The sequence below is a fragment of the Burkholderia sp. Ap-955 genome, assembly GCF_011753045.1.
In the GTDB taxonomy this organism is placed as follows: domain Bacteria; phylum Pseudomonadota; class Gammaproteobacteria; order Burkholderiales; family Burkholderiaceae; genus Burkholderia; species Burkholderia lata_D.
This window is the reverse complement of the sequence record NZ_VWWH01000081.1, coordinates 18,208-34,187: the sequence shown is the minus strand read 5'-3', so window position 1 is coordinate 34,187 and position 15,980 is coordinate 18,208. Positions and strand designations below refer to the sequence as shown.

At 68.3% G+C, this 15,980-nt stretch carries 15 protein-coding genes; 2 read left to right on the top strand and 13 right to left on the bottom strand.

The window, feature by feature from the left end; all coding sequences use genetic code 11:
* On the bottom strand, window positions 1-370 hold a 370-nt coding region (locus F3J15_RS29590; RefSeq protein WP_166895684.1), incomplete at its 3' end, for a winged helix-turn-helix domain-containing protein.
* Window positions 371-471: 101 nt separating this feature from the next.
* Here F3J15_RS29590 and F3J15_RS29585 point away from each other — a divergent pair.
* Both F3J15_RS29585 and F3J15_RS29580 read left to right on the top strand, forming a co-directional pair.
* Window positions 472-1,896 (top strand): MFS transporter, encoded by a 1,425-nt coding sequence (locus F3J15_RS29585; protein ID WP_166895682.1) that lies wholly within the window; start codon window positions 472-474, stop codon window positions 1,894-1,896.
* Window positions 1,897-1,975: 79 nt separating this feature from the next.
* Complete coding sequence (locus F3J15_RS29580) at window positions 1,976-2,335, top strand: hypothetical protein (RefSeq protein WP_166895680.1); 360 nt, start codon at window positions 1,976-1,978, stop codon at window positions 2,333-2,335.
* 297 nt (window positions 2,336-2,632) lie between these two features.
* Here F3J15_RS29580 and F3J15_RS29575 read toward each other — a convergent pair whose 3' ends face one another.
* The 12 genes from F3J15_RS29575 to F3J15_RS29520 all read right to left on the bottom strand — a co-directional run bounded on the left by F3J15_RS29575 (window position 2,633) and on the right by F3J15_RS29520 (window position 15,978).
* Window positions 2,633-3,658 carry a MerR family transcriptional regulator gene (locus F3J15_RS29575; protein WP_166895679.1) on the bottom strand — a complete coding sequence of 342 codons (1,026 nt, stop codon included), beginning with the start codon at window positions 3,656-3,658 and terminating at the stop codon, window positions 2,633-2,635.
* Window positions 3,659-3,767: 109 nt separating this feature from the next.
* A complete protein-coding gene (gene xylB, locus F3J15_RS29570; protein WP_166895677.1) occupies window positions 3,768-5,234 on the bottom strand; it encodes a xylulokinase in 1,467 nt (488 codons plus the stop codon).
* Window positions 5,231-6,166: an AraC family transcriptional regulator gene (locus F3J15_RS29565; protein ID WP_166895675.1), complete on the bottom strand. Its 936-nt coding sequence runs from the start codon at window positions 6,164-6,166 to the stop codon at window positions 5,231-5,233. The genes xylB and F3J15_RS29565 overlap by 4 nt, the downstream gene beginning before the upstream one ends.
* A gap of 30 nt (window positions 6,167-6,196) precedes the next feature.
* Window positions 6,197-7,390, bottom strand: a complete 1,194-nt coding sequence (ugpC, locus tag F3J15_RS29560; protein WP_166895673.1) for a sn-glycerol-3-phosphate ABC transporter ATP-binding protein UgpC — start codon at window positions 7,388-7,390, stop codon at window positions 6,197-6,199.
* Window positions 7,391-7,393: 3 nt separating this feature from the next.
* Window positions 7,394-8,428, bottom strand: coding sequence for an NAD(P)-dependent alcohol dehydrogenase (locus F3J15_RS29555; protein WP_166895671.1), 1,035 nt, complete (start codon window positions 8,426-8,428; stop codon window positions 7,394-7,396).
* Window positions 8,429-8,438: 10 nt separating this feature from the next.
* Window positions 8,439-9,278 carry a carbohydrate ABC transporter permease gene (locus F3J15_RS29550; protein ID WP_166895669.1) on the bottom strand — a complete coding sequence of 280 codons (840 nt, stop codon included), beginning with the start codon at window positions 9,276-9,278 and terminating at the stop codon, window positions 8,439-8,441.
* Window positions 9,266-10,234 (bottom strand): sugar ABC transporter permease, encoded by a 969-nt coding sequence (locus F3J15_RS29545; RefSeq protein ID WP_240158597.1) that lies wholly within the window; start codon window positions 10,232-10,234, stop codon window positions 9,266-9,268. The genes F3J15_RS29550 and F3J15_RS29545 overlap by 13 nt, the downstream gene beginning before the upstream one ends.
* On the bottom strand, window positions 10,218-11,492 hold the full coding sequence (locus F3J15_RS29540) for a sugar ABC transporter substrate-binding protein (RefSeq protein ID WP_166895667.1): 1,275 nt from the start codon (window positions 11,490-11,492) through the stop codon (window positions 10,218-10,220). Before F3J15_RS29540 ends, F3J15_RS29545 begins: the two co-directional genes overlap by 17 nt.
* A 192-nt stretch (window positions 11,493-11,684) precedes the next feature.
* Window positions 11,685-12,644, bottom strand: a complete 960-nt coding sequence (locus F3J15_RS29535; RefSeq protein ID WP_166895665.1) for an amidohydrolase family protein — start codon at window positions 12,642-12,644, stop codon at window positions 11,685-11,687.
* A gap of 1 nt (window position 12,645) precedes the next feature.
* Window positions 12,646-13,593 carry a YncE family protein gene (locus tag F3J15_RS29530; protein WP_166895663.1) on the bottom strand — a complete coding sequence of 316 codons (948 nt, stop codon included), beginning with the start codon at window positions 13,591-13,593 and terminating at the stop codon, window positions 12,646-12,648.
* A 52-nt stretch (window positions 13,594-13,645) separates the two neighbouring features.
* The gene (locus tag F3J15_RS29525; RefSeq protein WP_166895661.1) at window positions 13,646-14,938 is read right to left on the bottom strand and encodes an MFS transporter; all 1,293 of its coding nucleotides are present in this window, start codon (window positions 14,936-14,938) and stop codon (window positions 13,646-13,648) included.
* A gap of 122 nt (window positions 14,939-15,060) precedes the next feature.
* Window positions 15,061-15,978, bottom strand: coding sequence for a dihydrodipicolinate synthase family protein (locus F3J15_RS29520; protein WP_166895659.1), 918 nt, complete (start codon window positions 15,976-15,978; stop codon window positions 15,061-15,063).
* Window positions 15,979-15,980: the final 2 nt, after the last annotated feature.

The following is a 15,980-nucleotide window of genomic DNA, read 5'->3' as shown; positions in this document are numbered from 1 at the left end:
CCAGGCGGCGGCCCCGCTCGGACAGCGCCGGGTTCGCTTCGCCGCGCCCTGCGGTAACGGACAGCGGCGCCGTGGCGGCGGGCGGCGCCAGATCTTCCGGCAACACGTCCGGCACGTAGATGCCGGAGCCGCGCTGCCCGCGCGCATAGCCTTCCGCGATGAGCCTGTCGTATGCCAGTACGACGGTCTGCCTCGATACGCCCAGTTCGGCCGCGAACGATCGCGTCGATGGCAGACGCGCGCCGGGACGCAGGTGACCGCGCAGCACCGCCTCGCGCAGGTGACGGGCGATCTGTTCCTGAATCGACAGCGCCGCTGCGGGATCGACGGCGAAAGCGCCCCAGACGGGCGGTGTGGCGCGTTTGCTCATGACCTGAAAGTGGACTGATTCAGTTTCCGAAAGTGGGCTTAGATGATAGTGCCACCTGTTGCTATCGTGCAAACCATGTCATTCCTTTACCGATTACGCGCATGATTATTGAAGCGTCTTCCCTGCGCCGCGGCCTTGCGCTCGCGTCGCTCTATACAGGCGTATTCCTGCCGCCGCTGGATTACTTCATCGTCAATCTAGCGCTGCCTGCGATTCACGTCGGCCTGAAAGCCAGCGACGCGCAGATCCAGCTCACGGTCTCCGCATACGCGCTCGCATATGCCGTCGCCTTGATCACCGGCGGGCGCCTCGGCGATCTGTACGGACGCCGGCGAATCTTCATGATCGGCATGGCAGCCTTCGTCGTTGCATCGGCGCTGTGCGGCATGGCGATGAGCGGCGAGGTGCTGGTCGCGAGTCGCGTTGTGCAGGGCATCAGCGCGGCGCTGATCACGCCGCAGGTGCTCGCGTCGATCCGCACCGTCTTTCCTGCGCAGATGCAGGCGCGCCTGATGGGCCTCTACGGGTTCGTGTTCGGGCTCGCGTCGGTGGCAGGGCAAATCGGCGGCGGCGCACTGATCGATCTGCATCCCTGGGGACTCGACTGGCGCGTGGTATTTCTCGTGAACGTGCCGATCGGCATGCTCGCGCTCGTGGGAACCTGGCGGTATCTGCCCGAGAGTCGCGCGGAGCGTGGCGCGCGCATCGACGTCCCGGGCATGGTCGCGTTGACAATTGCGCTGATGCTGCTGATCTATCCGCTGACCGTCGGCCGCGAGCTGCACTGGCCCGCATGGACGTTCTGGAGTCTCGGCCTGTGCATACCGGCGTTCGTTGCGTTCATCCGGATCGAGCGCCGGATTGCGCGGCAGGCGCGCGATCCGCTCGTCGATGTGGCGGTGTTGAGCCAGCCGGTCGTGGCAATCGGCTTGCTGCTCGCGTTCCTCTTCTACAGCATCGCCGCGTTCTTTCTCACCTATGGCATCTACCTGCAGGAGGGGCTCGGCTGGACCCCGCTGCAATCGGGCCTCGGCCTCGCTCCCTACGGTGCGGGCTATCTGCTCGGGCCCCTCGCGACGCCATGGCTCGCCCGCCGCATCGGAGAGGGCCTGATGCCGCTCGGGTTCGGCTGCCTCGCCGGCGGCTTCGCACTCTGCGCATCGCAACTGGGCCACGGCGCGCCGGAGCTGGCGTTTTACATCGGTCTCCTGATTGCGGGAACGGGACAGGGGTTGGCGCTGCCATCGCTGCAGCGGATCGTGCTCGCGGACGTCGACGCGCGGCATGCCGGCATGACCGCCGGCGCGATCGTCGCGATGCTCTACATCGGCGCCGCGTTCGCCGCGGCCTGTATCGGCAGCGCGTTCTTCGGCGCGCTGGGCGCCGGCAGCGGCGCGGCAGCCCACGCGCATGCGATGCGCATCGGTCTCGAATGGATGCTGGTGCCGCTTGTCGCGGGGTTCCTGGTCAGCGTCTGGATGGTGTGGCGTCGCGAGCGGGCGACGAGAATCGCGAGGAGTGTCTGACGCGATGCGGCCACTGTCGGCCGTTCGACCTGGAGGTCCGAATCGTTGACAATCGAGGGCGTCGCCGCCAGGCTTCACCATGTTTAACGAAAAATATATGAACCATCGCTTACTGATCCAGTGCGCTGTACTTTTCCTGCCTCTCGTTTTTGGAAAGCCCGCATGGGCGGCGCCTCTTACCGAAAGCAATCAAATTGTGATCGCCGTGGATTATGGCAGCCTCGATTTGACGCGACTGCACCAACTGGAAGACGAGCTGGACTTGGTGGCAAGGGAAACGAAGTCAGGCGAGCTTGATGGTGATGAAGTGACGGTCGATGGTAGCAAGGCGTCCATCTATATGAAGAGCGCCGACACGGAGAAGTTAATCGATGCTATCCGCCCCGTGCTAAAGGCTCACGATTTTTCGCGTAACGCTCACATTAGCGTGGGGAGCTAAAAGGGCGCCGCCGGTCAAGATTCGCTTCTAACGACAATACGAATGTCCGCTTTCGCTTTCGGCGACTGTCTCTTCAGGGTCGGCTGCAGACATCCGGGCGCAACGAAATGCCCCCTACTTTGGCGCCGCAGTGGACCAATTGCACGAACTCCGACGCCCCGCCCCCGTTCCGGCATCGGTGGCGCGACTGGACGTAAGTCGCTGATTCTCTGCATACTCTGGCGCCCTACGGCACCGGCAGCTCGAGCCGCACACACCGGCCATCGTCGACCATGATGCCGAGCCACGGCGATGCCGCTACCCCGCCTCCGGTCGCCGCGCGATCCGTGCACGGGTGGCAGGCGACGCAAGACAGGTGGCCACCGCTTCGTAGCCGGGTGCGCCGGGGTACGGTGCGACGCGGGCCGGCGGGCTATGGTTTGCGGGACACAGAATGATCGCTTCGTCGGGTCCGACGGCCGACAGGTCCAGCATCGCCGACGAGCGGGTCAGCATGAACAGCGGCCGCATGCCGTCGGCTCTGGCACGCTGGCGAAGGCACGCAATCAGCGCCGCCTGCGTCGGCTGGTCGAGATCCTGTTCGATCATGTCCACGACCCGGGCGCCGGCGCCGTCCGCCTCGAGGCCTACGAGCAGCACGGTCAGCGCCGGAGACGGCGTGGCGCCTTCGTCGGCGAGCCATGCAGACGTGCGTTCGACGCGCGCCTTCAGCGCCGGATCGGCCTGCAACGCGGCGAAGGCAACCGCGCCACCGTCTTCCAGCCGGTCCAGCCCGATGAACGCGGCGCCGGGCAACGCGTCGGCGAGCCGATGCGCGAGACGGGTCTTGCCGCTACCCAGCGAACCGATGATGTAGTTCAACGGACGGATATCGCGAAATTCGAACCATTCGCCATCCCACGGCCAGGGGAGGCTGAACGCAACGCCCGCGGCGGCCGGCGCGAGCAGACGCGTCAATGCGCCGTCGTCGGGCATGCGGCCGCGTGCAAGATCGGCGCGGATCGCGCGAACCTTGTCGACCTTGCCGACCAGATCCTGAATGCCGCGCCCGAGCGCCGCTTCATGCGTTGCCAATGCGTCGCTCAGGCTGCGGGCGTCGCCTCCCAGCACGTTCGCGACCTGGGCCAGGCTCAAGCCGAGCGCGCGAAGCGCCGCGACTTCGGCCGCACGCGCCAGATCGTCCGGGCCGTAGGCGCGGTATCCGGCCACCGTTCGCCCGGGCGTGACCAAGCCTTGCCGCTCGTACAGCCGTAGTGCCTTGGCCGATACGCCGAGCCGCGTAGCGGCTTCCGATGCGCTCAGGCCGCGCGTGACATCGCTCATGGGTCACCTTCGGGTCGTCGATTCGTGACGACCAGCATAAAGGCGATCCCAAGGGCCGGGTCAAGCGCGATCGCGCGCGAATTGATGAAGACGCAGGCCGCGCCGCGCGTCAGTCGGCGGCTGCGAATTCGTCGCGCAGCGCGTGATACAGCCGCCGGTAGCGCGCGAGCCGCCCCGCCAGCATATCGGCTATGGCGGCATCGGGTGCGACCGTCTCCGTGACGGGCGGCGCGACGCAGACTTCCGCGAGCGTGTCGTCCGTCGCGGTGAGGCGTGCAAGCCGCGCCGCGCCGAGTGCAGCTCCGACCGCGCCATCCGCATGGCGCCGCATCGCGAGCCCGGTCGCATTCGCGCACAGCCGCGCCCAGAACGCGCTCTTCGAACCGCCGCCGATGAACGACACCGCGTCGAGCGTCGTGCCGGCCGCGCGCAGCGCGTCGTAGCCGTCGGCCATCGCGAACGCGACGCCTTCCATCACCGCATACGCGAGATCGTCCGCGGCGTGCTCGTTGGATAGCCCGAAGAACACGCCGCGCGCATGCGCGTCGTTGTGCGGCGTGCGTTCGCCGCCGAGATACGGCAGGAACAGCGGCGCGCGCGCCGGCGCCGCGCGTTCGGCGCGTACGGCCAGCTCGCCCGCGGTCGAGCCGTGCGCGCGGGCGAGCCAGTCGAGGCTCGCCGCAGCGGACAGGATCACGCTCATCTGGTGCCAGCGCCCTTCGACGCAATGGCAGAACGCATGCACAGCCGCGTCCGGGTTCGGCGCGAAGCGGTCATTGCCGGCGAACAGCACGCCCGACGTGCCGAGCGACAGGAAGCCGCTGCCGGCACCCGTGACGCCCATGCCGATCGCCGAAGCCGCGTTGTCGCCGGCGCCGCCGGCGATCGTCACGGGCCCCGCGATGCCCCATTCGCGCCGCAGCGTGTCGCGCAGCTGCGCGGCGGGTGCGTTGCCTTCGACGAGGCGCGGCATCTGCGCACGCGACAGCTCGGTCGCGGCGAGCATCCGGTCGGACCAGTCGCGGCGCGCGCAGTCGAGCCACAGCGTGCCCGACGCATCGGACATCTCGGACACGAATTCACCGGACAGGCGCCAGATCAGGTAGTCCTTCGGCAGCAGCACCTTGTGCACCGCGCGGAACACGGCGGGCTCGTATTTCGCGAGCCACAGCAGCTTCGGCGCGGTGAAGCCGGGCATCGCCATGTTGCCGGTGATCGCACGCGATTCCGGCACCAGCGCTTCGAGTTCGACGCATTCGGTGCCGGCGCGCGTGTCGTTCCACAGGATCGCGGGGCGCAGCACCTGGTCCGCGCGATCGATCAGCGTCGCGCCGTGCATCTGCCCCGAGAGCGCGATGCCGCGCAGCGCGGCGAAGCCGGCCGGATGCGCGGCGCGCACCGCCGCGACCGCATCGAGCATCGCGTGCCACCACGCCTGCGGGCTTTGTTCCGACCAGTGCGGATGCGGGCGGCTGATCGACAGCGCGGCCGAGCCGGTCGCGAGCGGGACCGAACGGGAATCGGTGAGGAGTACCTTGACCTCGGACGTACCGAGATCGATGCCGAGAAATGTCACGTGTGAAGCATCCTGTCTGGGGCGCGCGGCGGCGCACGCCGAAGGGGCGGCGCGTCGTCGCGGCCGTGCGGTTCGTTGAGCCGGTGCAGCGCGCGGAACCTCGACGGCGGCACCTGCTTCATCGCGAGAAACTGACGGTTGAAATTCGACAGGTTGTTGAAGCCAACCCGGTAGCAGATGTCGGTCACCGTCAGGTCGGAAAACATCAGCAGCTCGCAGGCCTCGTTGATGCGCAGCCGGTTCAGGTAGCGCACGAACGACGAGCCGGTATGGCGGCGGAAAAACCGCGTGAAGGTGCTGACGCTCATCCCGGCGAACGCAGCGACATCGGTCTCGCGCAGCATGCCGGGCAGGTTCTGCTGCAGGTACGACAGCACCTGGTTGATGGTCGACGACATGTAGTGCTGCGCATCGCTGCGGTAGCCGGGGCCGGCGAGCACGTGCCGCTCGCGGCACGACGACAGCCGGTCGAACAGCGACATCAGGATCTCGACGCGCCGGCAGCCGTGCGCGTTCGCGAGTTCGAGCATCAGCGGCGCGACGTCGCGGCCGACGCGGTCGGGAAACTGCACGCCGCGCGCCGCATCGTCGATCAGCTCGATCACCGGCTGCAGCTCGCTGAACGCGCCGACCATCTTCTCGATCGCGTCGCGCGAGAACTGCAGCACGACGTCGCGCGACGGCACGCGTTCGCCGTCGGCGAGTTCGCTGACCCAGTTGTGCGGCAGGTTCGGCCCGGTGACGATCAGGTTGCCGGGGCCGAAATCGCCGATGTGATCGCCGACGAACATCTTGCCGTGCGACGACTGGATCAGGTGGATCTCGTACTCGGGATGAAAGTGCCACTTCGCGACCGAGTGCGGATAGTCGTGGATCCACGCGCGGAACGATTCGTCGCGGTGGGTGGGAACGATCTCGAGATCCGGGTTCATCGTGTGCTCCGTCGGGGGCGTGCCGGCGTGCTACGAACGGGACATCGACCAGCCCGTCGCGGCGGGCGGCGTGGTGCGCGTCGCGGCCGCCGGCGGCGCTGCGTGCGCGATCGGGTTCGCGTCCGGCAGCGTGACGTTGCGCTCGGTGCCGGCGTCGAACAGATGCAGGGCTTCTTCGTCGAAGCGGAACGCTACCACGGCCCCCGGCGCCGGGGCCATCGGGGCCGGCACGAGGGCCGCGCACGGCTGGCCGCGCCAGTCCAGCGTGACGAGCGCCTCGGCGCCGAGCAGCTCGACGAGCTCGACCGTGCCGGTCAGCGAGAGCGTGCCCGGGGTCGGATCCGGTTCGGTGACCAGCCGCAGGTGGTTCGGTCGGATCGCGGCCTTCACCTGCTGGCCGTCGTGCAGCCGGGCGAAGCGCGGCGACGCGAGCGGCCAGCGCGCGCCGTTGCAGTCGAGCAGCACGTTCGCGCCGAGGCGCTCGATCGTGCCGTCCGCGAAGTTCATCGCCGGGGTGCCGACGAAGCCGGCGGCGAACACCGTGTGCGGTTGCCCGTACAGCTCGGCCGGCGTGCCGATCTGCTCGATGTGGCCGCCGCGCATCAGCACGACGCGGTCGGCCAGCGTCATCGCCTCGAGCTGGTCGTGCGTGACGTACAGCGTGGTCGTCTTCAGCCGCCGATGCAGCCGCTTGATGTCGCCGCGCAACTGCGTGCGCAGCTTCGCGTCGAGGTTCGACAGCGGCTCGTCGAACAGGAACACGGCGGGCGTCTTGATCATCGCGCGCGCGATCGCCGCGCGCTGCTGCTGGCCGCCCGACATCGCGCGCGGGCGGCGGTCGAGCAGCGCGTCGAGGCTCAGGATGCGCGCGACGTCGCGCACGCGGCGGTCGATCTCGTCGGCCGGCACCTTCAGGCGCCGCAGGCCGAACGCGATGTTGTCGTACACCGTCATGTGCGGGTACAGCGCGTAGTTCTGGAACACCATCGCGACATTGCGCTCGCGCGACGGCAGGTCGTTGACGACCGCGTCGCCGATCACCAGCTCGCCGCCGGTGATCGCCTCGAGGCCCGCGATCATCCGCAGCATCGTCGACTTGCCGCAGCCGGACGGGCCGAGCAGCACGATGAATTCGCCGTCGGCGATCTCGAGGTCGAGCGGATGCAGCACGGCGGGGCCGCCGTCGTAGTGCTTCGACAAAGCCTTGCAGCTGATCTGGGCCATGGCTCAATCCATTTCGATCTGAATCTTGACGTCGCGCGGGTGGCCGCTCGCCGCTTCCTCGAACGCGCGCACGCCTTCGGAAAACGGGAACGTGCGCGAGATGAACGGCTTCACGTCGATCGCGCCGGACGCGATCAGCGCGAGCGCGCGCGGAAAGATGTTCGCGTAGCGGAACACCGATTCGATGCGGCCTTCCTTCGCCTGCAGCGCGACCACGTCGAGCGGCACCGGCGCGACGGGCATGCCGATCAGCACCGCGCAGCCGCCCGGGCACATCAGGTCGACGAGGCCCGCATACGCGTTCGCGCTGCCGCTGGCCTCAAACACGACGTCCGCGCCCCAGCCGTCGGTGGCTTCGGCCACCACGTCGGTGAGCGACCGTGTGCGCACGTCGACGGTCGTGACGGCGCGGTTGCCGGCGAACAGCGCGAGCTTGTCGGGCACGACGTCGGCGAGGATCACGCGCGCGGCGCCGCCGGCGAGCGCGGCAAGTGCCGTCATCGCGCCGATCGTGCCGGCGCCGATCACGACCGCGAGGTCGCCCGGCTTCATCGCCGCCTTCTTCGCGGCCTGCAGGCCGATCGACAGCGGCTCGACGATCGCGCCTTCGGCGAACGACACGTTGTCCGGTAGCCGGTACGTGAACGCGGCCGGATGCACGACGAACGGCGTCAGGCAGCCGTGGATGGGCGGCGTCGCCCAGAAGCGCACGTCGGGATCGAGGTTGTAGAGCCCGCGCAGCGTCGCGGGCGAATCGAGGCGCGGCACGCCGGGCTCCATGCACACGCGGTCGCCGACGCGCAGGTGCGTGACGCCGGCGCCGGTCTCGACGACGGTGCCGGATGCTTCATGGCCGAGCACCATCGGCGCGTCGACGCGGAACGGGCCGATCCCGCCGTGCACGTAGTAATGCACGTCGCTGCCGCACACGCCGACGGTATGCACCTTGATCCGGACGTCGCCGGGGCCGACCTCTTGCGGCAGGTCGATATCGCGCAGCGCGAGCTCGCGCGTGCGTTCGAGTACGAGTGCTTTCAACGTGTTCTCCTTATTTTCCCTTGACCATCGAATTGAGCAGGCGGCTCAGCATGCCGACGAAGACGAGCGGCGGCAGCGCGAGCAGCACCGTCGACGCGTTGATCACGCCCCACGGCACTTCCTGGCCGAGCGACGTGAACGCGGACGCGACCACCGGCAGCGTCGCGCTGCGCGACGACGTGAGCGCGAGCGCGATCATCAGTTCGTTCCACACCAGCACGAAGCTGAACACGATGCCGCCGAGCAGCGTGCTCGCGCACACCGGCAGCGCGATGTGCCAGAACACCGCGTACGGGCCGTAGCCGTCGAGCGCGGCGGCTTCCTCGATCTCGCGCGGCAGCCGGCGGAACACGGGGATCGACAGCCACGTGATGGTCGACAGCGTGACGAGCAGGTACGTGACGATCATCGACAGCTTCGTGTCGTACAGCCCGAGATCGACCCAGATCGCGATCAGCGGCAGCGCGACCGCGACCGGCGGCAGAAAGCGCAGCGACAGCAGGAAGAACTGGATGTCGCGCTTGCCGCGTATCGGGTAACGCGCGATCGCATACGCGGCCGGCACGCCGAGCACCGCGCCGATCAGCACGGCCGCGCCGACGATCGCGATGCTGTTGCCGAGCCCGATCAGCACCTCGGGGCTCGACAGCACCTGCTCGTAGTTCGCGAGCGTCGGCGTGAAGATGAAGCGCGGCGTGGGCGTGACGATGTCGAGCAGGTGCTTGAGCGAATTGAGCACGGCCCAGAACAGCGGGAACGCGGCGACGAGCAGGATCGCGCCGGCGATCATGGCGGTCGACAGGTTCGAAACGGTCACGGTGGTGCCGCGGCTGGCCATCAGTCGTCCCATTTGTTGACCCTCTTCCAGATGAGCGTGAAGACGAGCGTGGTCGCGACCATCATCAGCACGGCCATGCCCGACGCATACGACACCTTGCCGGCGAGGCCGATGCCCTGCTGGTACGCGTACAGGTCGAGCGTCTCGGTCGCGATGCCGGGGCCGCCCTTGGTCATCACGTAGATCAGGTCGAACGAGCGCAGCGACTCGACCATCTTGATGAACACGAGGCTCACGAGCGGCGCCTTCAGCATCGGCAGCGCGATGTATGCATGCACTTGCCACGTCGTCGCGTAGTCGAGCCGCGCGGCTTCGAGCGGCTCGGGCGGCAGCGTCTCCAGCAGCTTCAGGATCACGACCGCGAAGAACAGCCCCCATTGCCACACGTCGACCAGCGCGACCGCGTACAGCGCGAGATGCGGATCGGCGAGGAACGCGGTGTTCTCGATCCCGAGCATGCCGAGCAACCAGCTCAGGATGCCGGTGAGCGGCGCGTACATGAACTTCCAGATGAACGCGGCCGATACGCGCGGCAGCAGCACCGGCATGATCAGCACCAGCGATGCGAGGCGGCGCCAGCGGCCGTGCACGCGCTCGAACAGGAACACGGCCAGCGCGATCCCGACGAGCACCGCGCCGGCCACCGTGACGACTTCCCACAGCACCGACACTTCGATCGCGTTCAGGAAGCGCCGGTCGGAGGCGAGCCGGATGAAGTTGCGCAGGCCGACGTATTCGCTGTCCGGATAGCGCAGCACGCGGTTGCGCAGCGCGAGGTTGATCGCGGCGACCGTCGGGACGAGGCTCAGGACCGCGAGCAGCGCGAGCGTTGGCGCGAGGAACACCCACGGCAGGCTCGTGCGGTCGCGGCGCGCGCGGCCGCGCCGGGCGGACGGTGCGGAAGGCGGGGCAGGGGCCGGACGGACGCCGAGCGTGCGTCCGCCGGCGCCGTCATTTGCGAGCGACATGTTCGAGCGCATCCTTCGCGTACTGGTCTGCGTCGTCGAGCGTGCCGCGCACGTCCGTCTGCGTGCCGGTGAACACCTGCTCGAGCGCGATGCCGAGGTTGTCGCCGATATCCGGCCACTGCGGCGTGCGCCAGATCGTCACCTGCGTGACCGGGTTGGTGTCGTTCAGCCCGGCCTGGATCTGCGGCGCGACATGTTGCTTGAAATACGGGCTGGCGATCGTGCTCGACCGGTTGTAGTCGCTGAACACGCCGTTGCGCAGCCGCGCCTGCTCCTGGTCCTTGCTGGTCGCCCACGCGATGAAGCGGCCGGCGGCCATCCGCGTGCAGTCGTCCTTCGCGCCGACCGCCGAGATCGCGAAGCCGTGGCCGTACGCGGCCGACGGCAGCGGCGCGGGCGGGCGCGTGTAGCCGACCTTGCCGGCCACGCTCGACTTGCTCGCATCCTCCATCCAGTCCGCGAACGGTGTCGATTCGATCATGAACGCGACCTTGCCCGAGCGGAACGCTTCGAGCGCGTTGCTCCAGTCGTAGGTCGCGGCGCCCGGCGGCGCGTACTTGAACAGGTCGCTGTAGAGCTGCGTGGCCTTCACGGCGGCCGGCGAGTTGAACGCGGGCTGGCCCCCCTTGTCGGTCCACGCGCCGCCCATCCCGAGCATGAACGGCGACCAGCGCCACACGTTCATCCCCGAGCCGCGCTGGCCGCGCGCGACCCAGCCGTACAGCTTCGGCGGCGCGTTGAGCTTCCTGATCGCGGCGACGAGCTGGTCGAGCGTCTTCGGCACCGGGATGTGCGCGGCGTCGAGCAGGTCGCGGCGGTAGAACAGGAAGTCGCCGCCGCCGATCAGCGGCGCGAAGTACGCGACGCCGTTGTAGCTCGCGACCGCGCGGCGGCCGGGCAGGAAGTCGTCGTAGTCGTATTCCTTCGGGTAGTACTTGAGGAGCGGCACGATCCAGTTGGCCGACGCGAATTCGGCGACGTTCGCCTCGTCGACGTAGTAGATCTGGTACGAGCCCGCGCCGGTCGACGCGTCGAGCCGCGATTTCGCGCGGCGGTCGTTTTCGCCGAAATAGCTGATCTCGACCTTGGTGCCGCTCTTCTTCTCGTAGTCGGCCAGCGACTTCTCCATCACCGACAGGCCGAGACTCTTCTGCGCGAGCACCCGAAGGGTCGGCACCTTGCAGACCTGCGCGGCCGCGACGCCCGGCAGACAGGCGCCGAGCAGCAGGCCGGCTGCGACGATTCGCATCTTGTTCACCCGTGTCTCCTTGATTCTGCTTGTTCGAATGCCGTCGATGACGGCAGGAACAATGGTGTGACGGGGGCGATGCGGGCACCACATCAAAAGAAAACGCCAACCGATACTTTTTGCTCAGGGTCGGTCGTGCGATGCACAAAATGTGGTGGTGGGGAGGGAGGCGGGCCGGCGGGAGAGGCGGGACCGTGCGTGTTATCCGCGTGCCGGCAGGTGTGGCGTGTCGAGCGCGATCCGGTATACCCGCAGCGCGTTGTCATGCCAGATCGCGCGGCGCTCGGTGTCATCAAGGTGCGTCATCGCACGAGCGAACGTGCGCAGCAGCGCCGGATACGACACACGCAGCCCAGCCACCGGAAAGTTGCTGGCGAACAGGCAGCGCCGCGCGCCGAAGATCGCGATCGTGTCGCGGATGATCCGCGCGTTGTCCGCCTCGTTCCACGCTGCATCGCGCAGGCCGAGTTCGGAGATCTTCACGGTGACGCGTGGCAGGGCGGCAAGCGCCTCCATGCCGCGCCGCCAGTGCGCGAGCCCTGCATCCGAGCGATCCCACGGCAGCCCCGCGTGTTCGAGCACGACGTCGACATTCGGTGCATCGGCGAGCATCGAAGCCGCCTCCTCGAGATGCCAGAACGGCACGCGCAGATCCCAGCACAGCCCATGCGCGGCGAGGCGCTCCAGCGCGGCCGGCCAGTGCAGATCGCGCAGCGTGCCCGGCCCGTCGACCGACGCATCCGGCGCGGCCGCCGTACGAGGCTTGAAGCGCACGCCACGCACGCGCGGCCACGCGGCCTGCTCGGCAAGCCGCTCATCCGCGTCACCCGCGAGCAGGTCGATCCACGCGACGACCGCCGACGGCAGCCCGTACGACTCCGCGACTTCATGCAGCCAGCGTGTTTCCGCCAGCGCCTCGTCGCGCGCCCGCTCGGCCTCGACGTGCACGCTGGCGACGATCGGTGCACCTTGCGCCGCGTGCCGGAGTTCGTCCGCCCCGAAATCGCGGCACAGCGTCGCGTAGTCGCCGAACATGAAGCGCGCCGGATCGTAGTCCTCCTGCAGCCACGGATAGTGCGCACCGGCATCGAGCCGCCACAGGTGGTGATGCGCATCGACGAGCGCATCCGGCATGCCGTCGAGCGGCGACGCGTCGTGCATGTCAGCGCGCTCCCGCGAGCACGTACGACGCATCGGGCTCGCGCAGCGTCGCCAATGCGCCGACGAAACGCCACGTATCGAGATCGAGTTCGCGCACGTAGTCGTCCTGGAACGACACGTACGCGACGCGCCGCGACGGATGAAACGACAGCGCGGTCGGGTTCGCCGGCAGCGCGATGCGTTCGATCTCCTCGAGCTGCCGCGCATCGAACACGGAGATCGACCGCTCGCCCGAATTGGTCAGCAGCAGCAGGTCGCGGCCGTCGTGCGCGCTCGTGCGGTAGATGCGGTTCGGATCGCTGCGCGTCTTCACGCGGCGGCCGCAGGTCATCGTGTCGGTGTCGATCTCGACCAGCGTATCGTCGCCGCGATTCGCGACGAACAGCGTGCGTTCGTCGCTCGACAGCGCATTGCCTTCGGGGCGCGGGCCGGGCATCACCGCGCGCGGCGCGACCGTCGCGTCGCGCGGATGGAATTGCGTGACCGTATTCGACAGCAGGTGCACGCCGTACGCACGGCTTGCATCGCGCGTGAGCGTGACGAGGTGCGTCTTCACGCCGCCGGACGGCACGGCCATGTTCGGCACGGGTTGTCGGGTCGGCTCGTCGAACACGAGCAGCATGTCGTGCGCTTCGCTCATCGCGTACAGCCGGCCGTCGCGGTCGCTCGCCATCCCGTGCGGCCGGTAGTACGGCCACAGGTCGAGCATGCGCGTGTGCGTGCGTTCGACGAGATCGATCTCCGCGATCCGGTGATCGCCGTCATGGCCGCGCGACCACGCGGTCTCGATCCCGAAGATGCCGACGTACGCAAAGCGCTCGTTCACGTCGACGGTGAATTCGTGCGGGAAGTTCGGCAGTACGACGTGCTTGAGCGCGGTTTTCGTGTCGAGGTCGTAGAAGCTGAAGGTATGGGCGCATTTCTGCACCAGCAACAGGATGTCGTTCATAGTGGTGTCTCCGTCGATTCGTCAGCAAGCCTGCGTATTCGCGTATCCGGTTTCAGCCCTCGCAGCGTTTCGGCAGCGTCAGCGCGAGCAGGCCGGCCACCGCGAGCGTGATCGCGAGGCTGTACACGCCGGCCGCCGCGCTCACGTGCTGGGTCAGCACGCCGACCGCATACGGGCCGCAGAAGCCGCCGAGATTGCCGAGCGCGTTGATCAGGCCGCGCGCGCTGCCGGCCGTCTCGACGCTGCAGAGCTTCGGCGGAATCGCCCAGAACACGCCGGCGGCCGCCTGCAGGAAGAAGCCGCAGCCGATCAGGAACGCGAACGATACGGCCATCGACGCATGCGTGAGCACCGACAGCGCGAGGCACGCGGCGAAGCCGACGAGCGGCAGCAGCACGAACAGGCGGCGCTTGCCGGTTCGGTCGGACCAATACGACGTGACGAACATCCCGATCACCATCGCGACATACGGGAGCATCGCGAGCAGGCCGATCTTGCCCATCCCGGTGTGCGTGAGGTTTTTCAGCAGGGTGGGCAACCACATCGTATAGCCGTAGATGCCGACCTGATAGCAGAAGTTGATCGCGATCAGCAGCCAGATCGTCGGGTTGCGCAGCAGCTCGCCGAACGACGCAGCCGCCGGCCTGCCGGCCGCGCGCTTGCGTTCCTGCTCTTCGCGCAGCGCGTCGAGGATGTAGGCCTTCTCGCGCGGCGACACCCAGCGCGCGGTCTCCGGGCCGTCGTCGGCGAACATCAGCCATACGACGAGGCACAGCAGCGACAGCGCGCCCGCACTGAAGAACAGGTGATGCCAGTCGTACGCGGCGAGGATGAAACCGGACAGCGGCGCGGTGATCATGCCGGCGAGCGGGACGAACATGATGACCATCGCATTCGCGCGGCCGCGTTCGCGGTCGGGAAACCAGTGGCTGACCATCGTCAGCACGACGGGCAGCATCCCGCCTTCGGCCACGCCGAGCAGGAAGCGCAGCGTCAGCAGCTGCCAGGTGTGCGTGACGAGCCCGGTCAGCACCGACAGCACGGCCCAGCTCACGAGCGACCATGCGATGAAGGTCTTGCCGCTGCCGAGCGCCGCGCGCCGGCCGCCGGGAATCTGCAGGAACAGGTAGCCGAAGAAGAAGATGCCGCCGGCGAGGCCGGCCATCGTCGCGTCCATGCCGAGATCGGCGTTCATCCCGCCGGGCATCGCGAACGCGATGTTCACGCGGTCCATGTACGAAATGATGCAGGCGAGCAGCAGCGGCGGAATCACGCGCAGCCAGCGGCGGCGCGGAATGGCTTCGCCGGCTTCATAGGCCGGGGTTGCCGGGTTCAACAGGGTCATGGTGTCTCCAATGTTGGTGATGGCGGCGGCGGTCTTCTGGTGGACCGCTGTCACGCCGTGACGCGCCGATGTGCAACGCCCTGCGGCGTTGCACGTGTGAACCGATGTCGGGTGCCTCGCGCCTAGCGCCCCCAGCGCAGCACGAGCGGATCGAGCCGCCGCGCGGCGTCGAGCAAGCCGGCGCGCACCTGCGGATGCAGCTCGGGCCACGGTGCGCGCGGTGCGTCGCACGCGATCACGCCGCCTTCGCGCATCAGCGCCTTCGCGGTCAGGAAGCCCGACTGGCGGTTCTCGTAGTTGATCAGCGGCAGCCAGCGCGCGTACTGCTCGACCGCTTCGTCGCGGCGGCCGGCGAAATATGCGTCGGTGATCCGGCGAATCCCGTCCGGATAGCCGCCGCCCGTCATCGCGCCGGTCGCGCCGGCATCGAGGTCGGCGAGCAGCGTGATGCCCTCCTCGCCGTCCCACGGCCCCTCGATCGCATCGCCGCCGAGCGCGATCAGCTCGCGCAGCTTCGACGCGGCGCCGGCCGTCTCGATCTTGAAGTACGACACCGCGTCGATCTCGCGGGCGAGCGACGCAAGGAACGGCGCGGACAGCGCGACGCCGCTCGCGGGCGCGTCCTGGATCATCAGCGGAATGTCGAGGCCGTCGGCGGCTTCGCGAAAGAACGCGCGCACCTGCGCCTCCGGCACGCGGAACGTCGCGCCGTGATACGGCGGCATCACCATCACCATCGCCGCGCCGAGTGCCTGCGCGTGCCGGTTACGTTCCGCGCAGATCCGTGCGCTGAAGTGCGACGTCGTGACGATCACCGGCACGCGGCCTGCGACGTGCTCGAGCGTGGCGCGCGTGATCAGGTCGCGTTCGTCGTCGCCGAGCGCGAACTGCTCGGAGTAGTTCGCGTGAATGCAGAGGCCCTGCGAGCCGGCGTCGATCATGAACTCGAGGCAGCGGCGCTGGCCGTCGAGATCGAGCGCGCCGGTTGCGTCGAAGATCGTCGGCACAACCGGAAAGGCGCCCTGATAGCGTGCGTTCATGG

Bases quoted from the DNA above. Each gene is read 5' to 3' on its own strand.
- F3J15_RS29530 (WP_166895663.1), bottom strand. From the start codon at position 13,593: ATGAACGACATCCTGTTGCTGGTGCAGAAATGCGCCCATACCTTCAGC.
- F3J15_RS29545 (WP_240158597.1), bottom strand. From the start codon at position 10,234: ATGTCGCTCGCAAATGACGGCGCCGGCGGACGCACGCTCGGCGTCCGT.
- F3J15_RS29520 (WP_166895659.1), bottom strand. From the start codon at position 15,978: ATGAACGCACGCTATCAGGGCGCCTTTCCGGTTGTGCCGACGATCTTC.
- ugpC (WP_166895673.1), bottom strand. From the start codon at position 7,390: ATGGCCCAGATCAGCTGCAAGGCTTTGTCGAAGCACTACGACGGCGGC.
- F3J15_RS29565 (WP_166895675.1), bottom strand. From the start codon at position 6,166: ATGAACCCGGATCTCGAGATCGTTCCCACCCACCGCGACGAATCGTTC.
- F3J15_RS29525 (WP_166895661.1), bottom strand. From the start codon at position 14,938: ATGACCCTGTTGAACCCGGCAACCCCGGCCTATGAAGCCGGCGAAGCC.
- F3J15_RS29550 (WP_166895669.1), bottom strand. From the start codon at position 9,278: ATGGGACGACTGATGGCCAGCCGCGGCACCACCGTGACCGTTTCGAAC.
- F3J15_RS29535 (WP_166895665.1), bottom strand. From the start codon at position 12,644: ATGCACGACGCGTCGCCGCTCGACGGCATGCCGGATGCGCTCGTCGAT.
- F3J15_RS29575 (WP_166895679.1), bottom strand. From the start codon at position 3,658: ATGAGCGATGTCACGCGCGGCCTGAGCGCATCGGAAGCCGCTACGCGG.
- F3J15_RS29580 (WP_166895680.1), top strand. From the start codon at position 1,976: ATGTTTAACGAAAAATATATGAACCATCGCTTACTGATCCAGTGCGCT.
- F3J15_RS29585 (WP_166895682.1), top strand. From the start codon at position 472: ATGATTATTGAAGCGTCTTCCCTGCGCCGCGGCCTTGCGCTCGCGTCG.